The sequence below is a fragment of the Pseudomonas sp. RAC1 genome (assembly GCF_030658255.1).
Classification (GTDB): Bacteria; Pseudomonadota; Gammaproteobacteria; order Pseudomonadales; family Pseudomonadaceae; genus Aquipseudomonas; species Aquipseudomonas boreofloridensis.
Map to the genome: position 1 here is coordinate 113,104 of NZ_JAUTXS020000037.1, position 15,228 is coordinate 128,331.

The following is a 15,228-nucleotide window of genomic DNA, read 5'->3' on the forward strand; positions in this document are numbered from 1 at the left end:
TGAAATTATCGCTGGGTGCGGGCGGCTACGGGCGGTAGTTGCACACCACCGTTCTGGATGCTCAACAAGGGAGCAGGCGTGGCGAAGCCGGAGGCAGTGTTGAGCAGGGCGGTCTTGCGATCGCCTTCTGTGCGCTGCTGGTCGGTCTTGACCTGTTGGTCATCGCGGATGTCGAGGGTCGAAGACAGGTTCAACGCTTGCGGCTGCGCGGTGGCCTGCGGCGCGAGGATGGACGACTGCACCTGCGCGACCGCGGTCTGCACCCTGACGACAGGCAGGACCGGTGCCGGCGGGGTGACGGGCACGGTGACTGAAACCGCCGTGATGTCCGCCAGCGCCACCGTCTGGCCGGTGAGCAGATAGTTCGAGCTGTCAGCGCCCAGCAGCCGGCTGGTCAGATTGACCGTCTTGCCCGCACCGACGGTGGCGTCGGCGAATGCGCCTGCGGTCACGAGCGCCACGTCGTCGCCCGTGAACACCCCTGTCAACGACGCGCTGCTGGCATCGACCAAGGCCGTGGTGGTGCCATCGAACACCTTGGAGCGAGCATTGATGCCGGCGAGTGACACGCTGGCCGGGGTGATCGCTGCGGTCAACCCGCTGGGCGCGACGAGACTGTAGTTGGTCGCGTCGGCGCCATTGAGGCTATAGCCACTGACCGTGACGGCTTTGCCCGTGCCGACGTTCTTGTCGGCGAAGGTGGCAGTGCCCGTACCGCCGACGGCAACCGCATCGGACCCGAACCCATTGACCGAAGCAGTCCCCGTCAGGGTCGCCACCGTGGAGCCGTCATAGGTTTTGCTGGCGGCCGCGATACCGGTGATGCCAAGCGTGGCTTTAGCAATGTCGGCCGACAGGTTGGTCGGCTGCACCAAGTTGTAATTGCCGGCATCGGCGCCCACCAGCGTCACGCCAGTGACCGAAATGGCCTTGCCCGCGCCCACGTTCTTGTCGGCGAAGCGCCCGGTTGCACTGCCGGAAAGCGCAACGGCATCAGCACCAATGGCCGAGACGCTGGCGGTTCCGCTCAAAGCCGCCACCGTGGTGCCGTCATAGAATTTGCCGTTGGCACTGAGCCCGGTCAGGGCCAGATTCGCCTGGCGGATCGTGGCGCTCAGCCCGGTAGGTTGGAGCAGATTGTAGTTGCCCGCGTCAGCGCCCCCGAGAGCGTATCCGCTGACCACGACAGACTTGCCGCTGCCCGCATTCTTGTCGCTGAACGCACCCGTACCGCTGCCGCTGAGGCTCAGCACATCGCCGCCCAGGCCAACCACCGAGGCGTTACCGAGCAAGGTAGCGACTGTGGTCCCGTCGTAGGTCTTGCTGGCGGCGGTGACGCCTGTGACCACGAGGTCGGCTTTGCCGATGTCGGCAGACAGACCGGTCGGCTGCACCAGGGTGTAGTTGCCCGCATCGGCACCGACCAACGTGAAGCCGGAGACCGATACGGCCTTGCCTGCCCCTGCGTTCTTGTCGGCGAAGCGTCCGGCTGCACTGCCGGACAGCGCGACGGCATCAGCGCCGATGGCCGAGACACTGGCGGTTCCACTCAGCGTTGCGGCCGTGGTGCCGTCATAGGTTTTGCTATTGGCCCCAAGCCCGGTCAGCGCCAGGTTGGCCTTGCTGATCGTGGCGGTCAGGCCGCTCGGCTGGATCAGGTCGTAGTTGCCCGCGTCCGCGCCACCCAAGGTATAGCCGCTGACGAGGACGGACTTGCCGCTGCCCACATTCCTGTCGCTGAACGCACCGGTGCCGCTGCCGACCAGACTCACCACATCGCGGCCCAAGCTTGCGACCGATGCGCTACCGGTCAAGGTCGCAGCGGTGCTGCCATCGTAGACCTTGTCGGCGGCACTCAGGCCGGCAACCGTAAGGGCGGCTTTGCTGATACTGGCATTGAGGCCAGTGGGCTGAAGCACGGTGTAGTTAACCGCATCGGCACCGACCAGGGTGTACCCGCTGACCGTAACTGCTTTGCCCGTGCCTGCGTTCTTGTCAGCGAAATTGGCGGTGCCGGCGCCGCTCACCGCCACCACATCGCTGGCCAATGCGTTGACCGTAGCGCTGCCGTTGAGGGTCGCGGCGGTGGTGCCGTCGTAGGTCTTGTTCACTGCCGTGATACCGACGATGCCCAGCGTGGCCCTGGCGATGTCCGCAGTGAGATTTGCTGGCTGCATCAGGTTGTAGTTGCCGGCATCGGCGCCGACCAGCGAGTAACCCGTGACGGAGACCGTCTTTCCAAGACCGGCCTGCTTGTCAGCGAAGTTGCCGCTTGCATTGCCGACAACGGACACGGCATCTGCCCCGAGCGCCGAGACACTGGCGATCCCGCTCAGCGTGGCGGCGGTGGTGCCGTCGTAGGTTTTGCCGTTGGCGCTCAACCCGGTCAACGCCAAGTTCGCCTTGTCGATCGTGGCGGTCAACGCCACAGGTTGAAGCAGGTTGTAGTTGCCAGCGTCGGCACCGGTGAGGGTGTAGCCGTTGACGAGGACCGCTTTGCCAACGCCCGCATTCTTGTCGCTGAAGGCGCCCGAAGCGGTGCCATTGAGGCTCAGCACATCGCTGCCGAATCCGCTCACCGTAGCGATACCCGACAAGGTCGCGGCGCTGGTGCCGTCGTACGTCTTGTTGGCGGCGCTCACGCCTGTGACGCTGATGTCAGCTTTGCCGATGCTGGCAGAGAGGCCGCTGGGCTGGAGCACGTCATAGTTACCCGCGTCGGCGCCGGACAGGGTGAAGCCGGTTACGGTGACAGCCTTGGCCGCGCCGACGTTCTTGTCGGCGAAGGACGCCGTGACTGGGCCGCCCACCGACACCACATCGCTAGCAAAGGCATTGACCGAGGCGGTGCCGGTGAGATTCGCGGCGGTGGTACCGTCGTAGGTTTTGTTTGCTGCCGAAATACCCACGATGCCGAGCGTGGCCTTGCCGATATCGGCCGTCAGGTTGCTTGGCTGCACCAGGTTGTAGTTGCCGGCATCGGCGCCGACCAGTGAATAACCTGTGACGGAAACCGCTTTTCCGACGCCTGCTTGCTTGCTGGCGAAATTGCCGCTTGCACTCCCGGCAATCGACACGACATCCGACCCAAGCGCCGTGACACTGGCGGTTCCGCTCAACGTAGCGGCCGTGGTGCCGTCATAGGTCTTGCTGCTGGCCGCAAGGCCAGACAAGGCCAGATCCGCCTTGGCGATGGTGGCCGTCAGCCCGGTGGGCTGGCGCAAGGTGTAGTTGCCAGCGTCAGCACCGCTGAGGGTGAAGCCGTTGACGAGCACCGACTTGCCAACGCCCGCGTTCTTGTCGCTGAACGCAGCCGAAGCCGTGCCATTGAGGCTCAGTACATCGCTGCCGAATGGGGTCAACGAAGCGCTACCCGACAAAGTCGCGGCGGTGGTGCCGTCGTAGGTCTTGTCAGCGACGCTCAGTCCGCTGACGGTGATATCGGCCTTGTTGATGGTGGCCGTAAGGCCGCTGGGCTGGACTGCGTTGTAGTTGCCCGCGTCGGCGCCGACCAAAGTGTATCCGGTCACGCTCACAGCCTTGCCCGAACCAGCATTCTTGTCGGCGAACTCGGCAGTGCCGGTACCGCCTACCGACACCACATCACTGCCCAGCGCGGCCACAGAGGCCGTTCCGTTCAGCGTCGCGGCGGTACCGCCATCGTAGGTTTTGTCACCTGCGGTGATTCCAGAAACGACCAGGCTGGTTTTGCCGATGTTGGCCGTGAGATTGCTCGGCAACACCAGGTTGTAGTTGCCGGCGTCAGCACCGCTCAGGCCGTAGCCGGTCACCGACACCGTCTTGCCAGCACCCGCGTTCTTGTCGACGAATTGACCGCTGCCGCTACCCGATACGGAGACCACATCGGCGCCAATCGGCTGAACCACGGCGAACCCGCTGAGGGTGGCCGCGCGGGTGCCGTCGTAAGTTTTGTCGCTGGCAACGATGCCCGACAGCGCCAAGTCCGCTTTGCTGATGGATGCGGTCAGGCCTGAGGATGGCGCCAGTTGGTAGTTGCCAGCATCCGCGCCCGACAGCGCGTAGCCGAACACGCTGACCGCCTTGTTGGCGCCGACGTTCTTGTCGGCGAAGCTGGCGCTGCCTGAGCCTGTCACCGACACCACATCGGCGCCAATCGGCGCGACCGTTGCGCTGCCGGCCAGCGACGCCGCCGTAGTGCCATCGTAGACCTTGTCGGCCACAGCGATGCCCGAGACGGCCAGGTTGGCTTTGCTGATGGTCGCCGTCACGCCGGTGGGCTGAACGATGTTGTAGTTGCCTGCATCGGTGCCAACCAGGGTATACCCAGCCACAGTCACCGCTTTGCCCGAACCTGCGTTCTTGTCAGCGAAAGTGCCCGTGCCCGTGCCGGACACGGCCACGACATCACTGCCCAGCGCTGACACGGCAGCCGTGCCAGACAGCGTAGCGCCCGTACCGCCATCGTAGGTTTTGCTCTGTGCGCTGACGCCCGATACCGCCAGGTTGGCCCTGGTGACATTGGCAGTCAGCCCCGTTGGCGTGACCAGGTTGTAGTTGCCTGCGGATGCGCCGGAAAGCGTGTAGCCATTGAGGGTAACGGCCTTCGCGGTGCCCACGTTCTTGCTGTCGAAGCTGCTGCCTGCGCCAGAGCCCACGACCGAAACCACATCCCCGGCAATGATGCCGTCGCCTGTTGCAGTACCGCTGAGCGTGGCGGCGGTGGTGCCGTCATAGGTCTTACTGTTCGCGGTAACGCCAGTGAGGGTGAGCGTCGCCTTGTTGATCGTGGCGGTCTTGCTGTCCAAGCCGTTGAGCGCGTATTTGCTTGCACCAGGGCCGCTGAGGGTCACACCGCTGATCGTGACCGCTTTGTTGGCCCCTGCATTTTTGTCTGCGAAGGACGCCGTAGCAGCACTGAAATCGACCGTGGCATCGGACGGGCCGCTCCCCAGCACCGCGAGGCCGCTGACAACACCAGCCGTTGTGCCGTCGTAGGTCTTGTTGGCAGCACTACCCACGACGTTGACCAGCATGTAGGCATTGAAATTACTCGCGTTGACAAGGTTGTTGCCGTAGTCCGGATCGATCAGGCTTTCATACGCGGTCGGCGAGGTGTAGCTGGTGGGGTTGTAGTAGAACTTGACCGAGCCAGTGTTGGCGTAGACCGTGCCATTGCGGCCCATGTCGATGGTGCCGACTCCACTGGCCATGTTGTCGGCACGCAACACGATGCTGCCGTTGCCGCCGCTGGCGTCGATGCTCGCCGAGCCTCGGAAGCTGATGTTGCGCAGAGCGCTCAAGGTCAAGGTAGTCGAACCGGTCCAGTAACCACTGCCGATGGAAATACCGTCCAGCAGGATGATGTCGCCATTACCCGAGACACCCGCGCTGCAACCCACGCCGGCACACGACACGCTTTGACCGGTCTTGATGGTGACGTTGTTGTTGGCCAGTGCCTGCGAGATCTGGTCGTAGTTGATGTCGTACGGATCAGGAGAGAAACCACCGATCCTCAGGTCCTGAGGATCGAGCAACCATTCGCCTGCCTGGCCTTTGGACGCCTGGGTGGTCACCGCAGCCGCAGTACCGACGTTCAACTGCTTGCCCGACGTCTCCACGGAACCGCCGTCGCCACCGTTGCGCCCGGCCTGGGCGCTGATGGCGCCGTTGAACGTGGTGCTGCCATCGGACCACACCGCGACCTTGCCGCCCTTGCCTTGGCTGATGGCGTCGGCCTTGATGCGGCTGCCGGCCGCCACGGTGACCGCCTTGGCATTGCGCTCAGGCCCGGCGCCAAGAAAGTTGCCACCCACCAGTGCGGTGCCACCCGCCAGGTCGCCGCTCACGTCGATCGCACTCTGGGCGGCCAGCGCCACCGTCTCGCCCAGCACCTTCACCGTGCCCCCGGTCTGGCCGACCTGCGTGCCGGACGCATCGAGGGTGCCGCTGTTGCTGACGGTACTGTCAGCGCCGCCGCCCAGTACGATGGTGCCGTTGATGTTCTGCACGCTGCGCGCCTGGACGATGCCGGTATTGTTGACCACGCTGGCCAACACGGCGTCCTTGGCCCCGGCCGACATCAGCACGGTACCGCCATCGGCCTGCACCAGCCCACCATTGCTCGCCAGCCCTTGCAGGGTGCTCTTGTCCACCTGAAGGTTGACCAGCTTGTCGCCGGTGAACGACAGCGTGACCTCGCTGCCTGCGGCCAGCGCGGCCGTGCCGCCCGGCGTATTGATGGTTCCTTGGTTATCGACCTTGTTGCCGAGGAAAGCGACGTAGCCGCCCTGCGCGGTGGTGATGGTGCCCTGGTTGACGATGCTGCCCGCACCGTTGCCGCTGAACGTGCGGGCCGGATCGGACAGCGACCGGTCGCTGATATCGAGTGTGGAGGCCACCAGCCCACCGACGTTCACCTGCGACCCCGCGCCGAACACGATGCCGTTGGGGTTGACCAGATAGACCTTGCCATTGGCGTCCAACTGGCCGAAGAACTGCGTGGGGTTCACATCGCTGATACGGTTGACGGCGATGGCGCTGCTCGAAGGCTGCACGAACTTGACCGATTCGGCACTGCTGGTGTTGAACGACTGCCAGTTGACCGAGAGGTTCTGAGTGCCCTGAGTGATGGTCGTGGTAGTGCCCGCCTGGCTGATGCTACCGGCACCCGCCGTGATTTCACCGCCTTGTGGCCCCGCATGCGCCAGGGGAATGGCCGCGCTCGCCATCACCATCACGGCAACGGACAGCTTGCGCAGGGATTTCTTGCCAGGCCCGAGGGTGAGCTCGGAGACGGCGATCAGAGCCTGTTGCGCCGGGCTCCAGACAAGACGGTAGACGTGATTCATGGTCGACTTCCCATGCGGATGCATACGCTCGTTGTTATAGGCCGATGCTTACTGCGCGATTGCATCGGGTTTGCTGGCATTGGCTAGATGCTCCGCCACTCGGCGGTCCAGCTCGGGTTTCCACTGCTCGGGCATTACGGCCAGGACCAGCTTTTCTATGCGCTCGATCTCGGCCAGTTGCTGCTGATTGTGCGTCGCCGATTTCGCGGCGCTGTTCCACATGTAGATCTTCGCCAGGTCCTTGGGCGTCAGCACACCTGTCTGAGGATCGACGGGTGCGTTGGCATACAGGATGGCGGTGGCGAGGTAGGCCGGTGCATAGCCCTCCATCGCCGCATGCTCCAGCCAGAACCGGGCGTTCTGCGGATCGGCCTCCCCGCCCTGCCCCTCGCTCAACATCAAGCCGAGCTGAAATTGCGCCTCATGAACATGCCGTTGTGCAGCCTGCTCGTACCAGAACCTGGCCAGAGTCAGGTTCTGCGGCACTTCACTGCCTTTCTGGTAATACGCCGCCAAAGTCATCATCGCGGGCGTCGACTGCGCCTGGGCGGTCGAGGTACAGAGGGCCAGACCGCGCGGGATATCCTTGTCCACCAGTCGCCCTTCGATATACAGCTGCCCGGCTGCGCAGGCTGCCGCGACCAGTCCACCGTTCACTGCCGCCTGATACCACTTCAGTGCCGCCTGACCATCCACCGCAAGACCGATGCCTTGGGCGTAGCAGTCACCGTAAAATTGCTGGGCCGTCGGGATCGAGGCGTGCGCTGCACGACCGAACCATCCACAGGCTGCCGTGGGGTCGGCGGGCCGGCCCCAGCCCCGCTGTTCGATAAGCCCCAGGGCAAATTGGGCCAGTCCATTGTTATCGGCGTGCAGGGAATACTCTTGATAGGCCACCCGATAGTCGGCATCGGCCATGGCCTTGTCGGCACGCTCCAGGCCCACACGCAAATCACGTACCGGGGACGGCGCCAGGGCAGCGCTCGCGCCCGTACTCAACAAAAGTAATAACCACAGGATTGGACGCACGACGACTCCTTGTCCGAATCATGCGCCGGGACGCGCGGAGTCGCGCGTCCGGCGCCGAACGCTGACTAATTGTTCGAGGGGAAGATGCCACTGACGGCGATGAAATAAGGCATGACTAGGTAGGGCGGCATCGTCGGTACATCGGCACCGCCACCAATGGATCCGGTCGCGCCACTCACCTGGGCGCTGCCGTTCAGCGTCGTGGTGGCATTGCCTGTCACCGTGACCGGTGCGGTGATGCCGTCATTCACCGTCATCGTCAGGTCACCCGAGATGGACGCGGCATTGAGGACCGCGTCAGGCGTACCAGCGGTGCTGTAGAGGTTGCCCTGCGCGCCGCCGCTCTTGCCCAGAAGGTTCCCGCCTGGAGTCCCGGTCCCGCCCGAGGAAGAACCGTTCAACTTCAGGCCGGTGGTCGGCCCGACCAGCTTCACGCCAGACAGATTGGCAGTGGCGCTGAGGCTGGAGAGCGTGGTGGTCGCCGTCACGGTGCTCATCGACACCGGCAGGTTGTTCAGCGGCAGCGCGTGCGGGGGCAATTGCGCGATGCTCAGCTTGAGCGACACGGCGCCCCCCGTTTTCCCGATCGGCTGCGCAGTGTTGCGGCTGTCGAAACCGACGATGACCCTGCCGCGCAGGTCAGGCAACATGAAGTTGGTTCGCCCATCCCCGCCGTACGTCGTACCAATGAGTGCGAACAGCGCGTTGTACTGACTGATGTTGAGCGTCTGGCCTGCGGCCTGAACGTACTGGTTGTTGCCGAAGCCTTGCAGTTGAGGCGTTCCATTGCCGAACGCCATGACGCACACACTGGCGATGTAAGGCTCCATGTTGCAGGCGGAACTGGAAGGGCTCCAGGCCATGAAGCCGAGGGCACAGGACAGTGCTAGCGCAGAAACGGATTTCTGTGAGGAGAGTTTCATCTTGCTCAGATTCCTTTAGGCAAGTTGGGAGGGCACAGCGGTTTCAAAGCACAGTCGTCGAATATCGAAGCGGCTGTAAGTCCATTTCCACGTTGTCGAAACTCAGGCTCACCTGTGCGCCGAGACGCGCGAATGAGCCTCGGAGTGAGTCATGCAGGGGTTAAATCGGAACGGTAGAAACGATTGGAAAGACAGGGGCGGCTGGAATCAGCACCCGCGGATCGAGCTGAGCAACCACTACGCGATGGGTAAGCATCCTGTGCTCCTGTCCGCCGATCTGTCGACGGATATCCTGTATGACCTTTGCCGGACAACCCGAATGCTGCGGGCTGGCAGATGATCTGAACGCGCAAGGGAGCGCTTCACGCAGGAGATTAGCGCTTTAGTGGCAAGCGTGCACTTTTTTCTGATGGCATTATGACCACGCCTCTTTTTCCGGAGTTTCCCCATGCCCCCAGAAGGCAGCCTGCTGCAGACCGCCGTCATCTTCCTGCTTGCCGCCGTGGTCGCCGTGCCCTTGGCCAAACGTCTGCAACTGGGCGCGGTAATCGGTTACCTGCTGGCGGGGGTCGCCATCGGCCCGCAGGCACTGGGCCTGATTCGCGACACCGAAAGCGTGGCGCACATCTCCGAGCTGGGCGTGGTCCTGCTGCTGTTCATCATCGGCCTCGAACTCTCGCCGCGGCGCCTGTGGCTGATGCGCAAGGCGGTGTTCGGCGCAGGCCTGGCGCAGGTGCTGCTGACCGGCTGCCTGATCGGCGCCATCGCCTGGTTCGGCTTCGGCCAGACGCTGTCTGCTGCGGTGGTGCTGGGCCTCGGCCTGGCGCTGTCGTCCACCGCGCTGGGCCTGCAGAGCCTGGCCGAAAGCCGGCAACTGAACGCCCCGCATGGCCGTCTGGCCTTCGCCATCCTGCTGTTCCAGGACATCGCAGCCATTCCGTTGATCGCCCTGGTGCCGCTACTGGCCAGCGGTCCGGACAACAGCCACGGCGATAACCTCGAGCATGGCCTGCGCATCGTCGGCAGCATCGCCATCGTTATCGTCGGCGGGCGCTACCTGCTGCGCCCGCTGTTTCGTATCGTCGCTCGCACCGGGCTGCCGGAAGTGTCCACCGCCACAGCGCTGCTGGTGGTGATCGGCACCGCCTGGTTGATGGAAGAGGCTGGCATTTCCATGGCCCTGGGCGCCTTCCTCGCCGGCCTGCTGCTGGCGGACTCGGAGTACCGGCACGAACTGGAGTCGCAGATCGAACCCTTCAAGGGGCTGCTGCTGGGGCTGTTCTTCATCAGCGTGGGCATGGGCGCCAACCTCGGTCTGCTGCTCGACGCACCTGTCCTGCTGCTGGGCCTGACGCTGTTGCTGGTAGCGGTGAAACTGCCGCTGCTGATGCTGGTGGGACGCGCGGTCGGCGGGCTGAGCCGAGTCAGCGCGCTACGCCTGGGACTGGTGCTGGCCGCTGGCGGCGAATTCGCCTTCGTGGTGTTCAAGCTGGGCAAGGACGAGGGCCTGTTCGACGCCTACACCTACGACCTGCTGCTGATGACCATCACCCTGTCGATGGCCCTCACGCCGCTGTTGCTACTGGCCAGCGCGCGGCTGATCAAACGCCCGGCGCCGGCCCGCGAGGTGCCCGAGCATTACCGCAGCATCCAGGCCGATACGCCACGGGTGGTGATCATCGGCATGGGCCGCATGGGCCAGATCGTGGCGCGGATCCTGCGCGCGCAGAAGGTGCCGTTCATCGCGCTGGACACCTCGGTGGATGCGATCGAAATGACCCGCTCCTTCGAGCAGGCGCCGGTGTTCTATGGCGATCCGCTGCGCCCGGAGGTGCTGCATGCGGCCAAGGTCGGCCAGGCGGAGTATTTCGTGATCACCATCGACGATGCCGAGGCCGCCGTGCGCATCGCCGAACGGGTAAAACAGGAATACCCGCACCTGAAAGTCATCGCCCGGGCGCGTAATCGCCAGCATGTGCACAAGCTGGTGGACGTGGGTGCCGAGCCGATTCGCGAGACGTATTACTCGAGCCTGGAGATGACCCGCCTGACCCTGATCGGCCTGGGCCTGAGCGAGGCCCAGGCGGCCGATCGCATCCAGCGCTTCACCGAGCACGACCAGCAGGTGCTGGAGGCCCAGGGGCGTGTGCGTGACGACCGCGCCAAGGTGATGCAGACCGCGCAGGAAGCCCGGGTCGAGCTGCAGCGCTTGTTCGAGTTCGACAACGACTGAACCTCAGAGGGCTGCTCGGCAGCCCTCATGAGCGGCAAGCGAACTCAAGCGTCCGTCACCTTCTGCCAGACCTTGGGCCGGAAGAACAACGTCTCGCCGCGCGCCAGACCGGTGAGGCTGTCATGGTCCTTGACCACTTCGGCCTCGATCAGCTCGCTCTGCCCTTCGACCTTCAAGGTCACCCGCGTGGTCGCGCCCAGCGGGCGGATGTCGCGCACCTCGGCGGCGTGATGGCCTTCGGTCTCGTGGCGCGATAGCGATACTTCGTGCGGACGGAACAGCACGTGGTTGCCTTCGCTCAGGGCCAGGCGATTGGAGTCGCCCAGGAAGTGATAGACGAAGTCGTTGGCCGGCTGCTCGTACACCTCGCCCGGCGAACCGATCTGCTCGATCACGCCCTTGTTCATCACCACGATGCGGTCGGCCACTTCCATGGCCTCCTCCTGGTCGTGGGTGACGAACACCGAGGTCAGGTTGATGTCCTCGTGCAAACGCGCCAGCCAGCGGCGCAGCTCCTTGCGCACCTTGGCATCCAGGGCGCCGAACGGCTCGTCGAGCAGCAGCACCTTGGGCTCCACCGCCAGGGCGCGGGCCAGGGCGATGCGCTGACGCTGCCCGCCGGACAACTGCTCGGGGTAGCGGTCGGCGAGCCAGTCGAGCTGCACCATGTTCAGCAGCTCATGGACCTTCTCGGCGATGCGGCTTTCGCTCGGCCGCTCGCCCTTGGGCTTCATGCGCAGACCGAAGGCGACGTTGTCGAACACGCTCATGTGACGGAACAGGGCGTAGTGCTGGAACACGAAGCCGACGTTGCGATCGCGCACGTCGTGACCGGACACATCCTCGCCATGGAACACGATGCTGCCATCGTCCGGGGTTTCCAGACCGGCGATGATGCGCAGCAGGGTGGTCTTGCCGCAGCCGGACGGGCCGAGCAACGCCACCAGCTCACCGCTGTGGATATCCAGGTTGATGGCGTTCAGGGCCTGGAAACTGTTGAAGCGCTTGCTGACGTTACGAACTTCGATCGACATGACTCATTCCTCCGCGGCGCTGTGGCGCAGGCGGTTAATTCGGTTCTCGCTCCACTGCTTGAGCAGCAGGATGAAGAGCGCCAGGATCAGCAGCAGGCTGGCCACGCTGAAGGCCGCCACGTGGTTGTACTCGTTGTAGAGGATCTCCACGTGCAGCGGCAAGGTGTTGGTGACGCCGCGAATGTGCCCGGACACCACCGACACCGCGCCGAATTCGCCCATGGCCCGGGCGGTGCACAGCACCACGCCGTAGATCAGGCCCCACTTGATGTTCGGCAAGGTGACGTGCCAGAACATCTGCCAGCCGTTGGCGCCCAGCAGGCGCGCGGCCTCCTCCTCCTGGGTGCCCTGCTCCTGCATCAGCGGGATCAGTTCGCGAGCGACGAAGGGCACGGTGACGAAGATGGTCGCCAGGACGATGCCCGGCAGGGCGAAGACGATCTGGATATCGTGGTCCTGCAACCACGGCCCGAACAGGCCCTGGGCGCCGAACATCAGCACGTAGACCAGGCCGGCGATCACCGGCGAGACAGAGAACGGCAGGTCGATCAGGGTGACCAGCACGCTCTTGCCACGGAAGCTGTACTTGCTCACGCACCACGCAGCGCTGACACCGAACACCAGGTTCAAGGGCACCGAGATCACCACGGCGAGCAACGTGAGTTCGAGCGCCGCCAGCGCGTCGGGCTCGAAGATCGCCTCGAAGAAGGTACCGAAGCCGTTTTTCAGCGCCTGCGACACCACGATCACCAGCGGCAGCAGCAGGAACAGCGCGAACACCAGCCAACCGAGGCCGATCAGCACGCGCCGTGAGGTGGCGCTGCCACGGCGGGCGGCATTGGCGGCAGCGCTTGCGTTCAGAGTGGATGAAGACATGACCGGGCCTCCTTCAAGGGGTTTCGATGCGCCGCTGAAGCAGGTTGATCAGCAGCAGCAGGATGAAGGAAACCACAAGCATCAGCACGCCGATGGCGGTGGCGCCGGTGTAGTCGTATTGGTCGAGCTTGACCATGATCAGCAGCGGCAGGATCTCGGTCTTCATCGGCATGTTGCCGGCGATGAAGATCACCGAACCGTACTCGCCCACGCCTCGGGCGAAGGCCAGGGCAAAACCGGTGAGCCAGGCCGGCAGCAGCGCCGGCGCCAGCACATGACGGAACACTTGCAGCGGCTTGGCGCCCAGGCACGCGGCGGCTTCCTCGACTTCACGCGGGATGTCGGCGAGCACCGGCTGTACCGTGCGCACCACGAACGGCAGGGTGACGAAGGTCAGTGCCAGGGTGATGCCCAGCGGCGTGTAGGCGATCTTCAGGCCCAGGTCGGTGGCGAACTGACCGACCCAGCCGGACGGCGCATACAGCGCGGTCAGGGCGATGCCGGCCACGGCGGTGGGCAGGGCGAACGGCAGGTCGATCATCGCGTCGATGATCTTGCGGCCGGGAAAGGTGTAGCGCACCAGCACCCAGGCCAACAGGGTGCCGATCACCCCATTGATGAGCGCGGCGCACAGGGCAGTGCCGAAACTCAGCTTCAGCGCAGCGAGCACACGCGGTGCGCTGACGATGGTCCAGAACTGCTCCCAGGTGAGCTGGGCGGCATGAATGAACATGGCGGCCAGCGGTATCAGCACGATCAGGCTGAGGTACACCAGTGTGTAGCCCAGCGTCAGCCCGAAGCCGGGTATGACGGGGGAAATGCGACGTGACATAGGAATCCCTGGTTGAACGCACGCAGCCCGGGAGCGCTCCCGGGCCGCTGCAGGCTACTGAAGGGTGTTGCATTCGGGGGCCGCAACGCAGCCCCGGTGATTCATTGCGCCTGGTAGATCTGGTCGAACACACCGCCATCGTTGAAGAACTTCGGCTGTGCAGTTTTCCAGCCGCCGAAGTCCTTGTCGATGGTCACCAGGTCCAGTTTCGGGAACTGCTTGCCAAACTCGGCAGCCACTTTCTCGTCACGCGGACGGTAGAAGTTCTCGGCAGCGATCTTCTGCCCGGCCGGGCTGTACAGGTATTTGAGGTATTCGGTGGCGATCGCGGTATTGCCTTTCTTCTCGGCATTCTTGTCCACCACCGCCACCGGCGGCTCGGCCAGGATCGACAGCGACGGCACGACGATCTCGAACTTGTCGCTGCCACCGTCTTCCTTGAGCGCCAGGAAGGCTTCGTTTTCCCAGGCCAGCAGCACGTCACCCTGACCGTTGTTGACGAAGGTGATGGTCGAGCCGCGCGCACCGGTATCGAGCACCGGCACATGCTTGAACAGCTCCTGCACGTAGGCCTTGGCCTTGTCCTCGCTACCGCCGCTCTTCAGGCCGTAGGCCCAGGCGGCCAGGAAGTTCCAGCGGGCACCGCCGGAGGTCTTCGGGTTCGGGGTAATGACCGAAACGTCCTTCTTGATCAGGTCGCCCCAATCCTTGATGCCCTTGGGGTTGCCCTTGCGCACCAGGAACACGATGGTCGAGGTGTAGGGGGTGCTGGCGTCCGGCAGGCGGGTCTGCCAGTTCTCGGGCAAGGTCTTGCCGAGCTTGGCGATTTCGTCGATGTCGCCCGCCAGCGCCAAGGTCACCACGTCGGCGCGCAGGCCGTCGATCACTGCCCGGCCCTGCTTGCCCGAACCGCCATGGGACTGCTGGATCTTCACCTTGTCGTCCGGATGCGCCTGTTGCCAGTGCTTGATGAACTCGGCGTTGTACTGCTGATACAGCTCGCGGGTCGGGTCGTAGGACACGTTGAGCAGTTCGTAGTCCTTGGCGATCGCGGAACCGGCAAACACAGCGCTGGCCAGGGCGGCGAGCGCGTAACGGCGGATGGACATGCTGAAGCTCCTGAAAAGGGTGTTTTCTAATTAGAGGTGTTGGCGATCAGCCGGACTTCTGCCCTGGCTGCTGCAGGCGAAACTTCTCCTTGCGCTCGATCTGCACCACCTGGGCGTTGTGCACGGTGATCTCCACCGCGCCATAGCGCAGGTCGCGCAGGGCGCTCTGGATCTCACGCAGAATGGTGGCTTCGTCCTGTCCGTCGATGCTGCGCAGCGATGCACTCATGCTCGTTCTCCGTTGAGTCGGGGTGCCGGGCAGAGGGGAGGAATTGCGCCTGGCTTGAGGGCAATAGTAGTGAGGGCGGGATATTCTTAAAAATAATGTTTAAGAATGTTTATATAACTTTTAGCAAGATCAC

9 protein-coding genes are annotated in these 15,228 nt (G+C 64.0%); 1 reads left to right on the forward strand and 8 read right to left on the reverse strand.

Annotated features, from left to right (window positions below):
* Positions 1-5: 5 nt before the first annotated feature.
* From Q7C30_RS16210 to Q7C30_RS16220, 3 genes are all read right to left on the reverse strand, one after another.
* A complete protein-coding gene (locus Q7C30_RS16210) occupies positions 6-6,830 on the reverse strand; it encodes a YDG domain-containing protein (protein WP_317872118.1) in 6,825 nt (2,274 codons plus the stop codon).
* A 48-nt stretch (positions 6,831-6,878) separates the two neighbouring features.
* Positions 6,879-7,859, reverse strand: coding sequence for a tetratricopeptide repeat protein (locus Q7C30_RS16215; protein WP_317872119.1), 981 nt, complete (start codon positions 7,857-7,859; stop codon positions 6,879-6,881).
* A gap of 65 nt (positions 7,860-7,924) precedes the next feature.
* Positions 7,925-8,782 (reverse strand): tail fiber protein, encoded by an 858-nt coding sequence (locus Q7C30_RS16220; protein WP_317872120.1) that lies wholly within the window; start codon positions 8,780-8,782, stop codon positions 7,925-7,927.
* Between the two features lie 448 nt (positions 8,783-9,230).
* On the opposite strand from Q7C30_RS16220, the gene Q7C30_RS16225 reads away from it, so the two are divergent.
* Positions 9,231-11,015, forward strand: a complete 1,785-nt coding sequence (locus Q7C30_RS16225; protein ID WP_317872121.1) for a monovalent cation:proton antiporter-2 (CPA2) family protein — start codon at positions 9,231-9,233, stop codon at positions 11,013-11,015.
* 44 nt (positions 11,016-11,059) lie between these two features.
* On the opposite strand, the gene Q7C30_RS16230 is transcribed toward Q7C30_RS16225, so the two are convergent.
* The 5 genes from Q7C30_RS16230 to oscA all read right to left on the reverse strand — a co-directional run bounded on the left by Q7C30_RS16230 (position 11,060) and on the right by oscA (position 15,095).
* Positions 11,060-12,049, reverse strand: coding sequence for a TOBE-like domain-containing protein (locus Q7C30_RS16230; RefSeq protein WP_029612538.1), 990 nt, complete (start codon positions 12,047-12,049; stop codon positions 11,060-11,062).
* A gap of 3 nt (positions 12,050-12,052) precedes the next feature.
* Positions 12,053-12,925 (reverse strand): sulfate ABC transporter permease subunit CysW, encoded by an 873-nt coding sequence (gene cysW / locus Q7C30_RS16235; protein ID WP_295481271.1) that lies wholly within the window; start codon positions 12,923-12,925, stop codon positions 12,053-12,055.
* Between the two features lie 13 nt (positions 12,926-12,938).
* Positions 12,939-13,757, reverse strand: a complete 819-nt coding sequence (cysT, locus tag Q7C30_RS16240) for a sulfate ABC transporter permease subunit CysT (RefSeq protein ID WP_039581727.1) — start codon at positions 13,755-13,757, stop codon at positions 12,939-12,941.
* 101 nt (positions 13,758-13,858) lie between these two features.
* Positions 13,859-14,866, reverse strand: coding sequence for a sulfate ABC transporter substrate-binding protein (locus Q7C30_RS16245; RefSeq protein ID WP_039581729.1), 1,008 nt, complete (start codon positions 14,864-14,866; stop codon positions 13,859-13,861).
* Positions 14,867-14,912: 46 nt separating this feature from the next.
* Positions 14,913-15,095, reverse strand: coding sequence for a sulfur starvation response protein OscA (gene oscA, locus Q7C30_RS16250; RefSeq protein ID WP_029615266.1), 183 nt, complete (start codon positions 15,093-15,095; stop codon positions 14,913-14,915).
* Positions 15,096-15,228 lie beyond the last annotated feature (133 nt).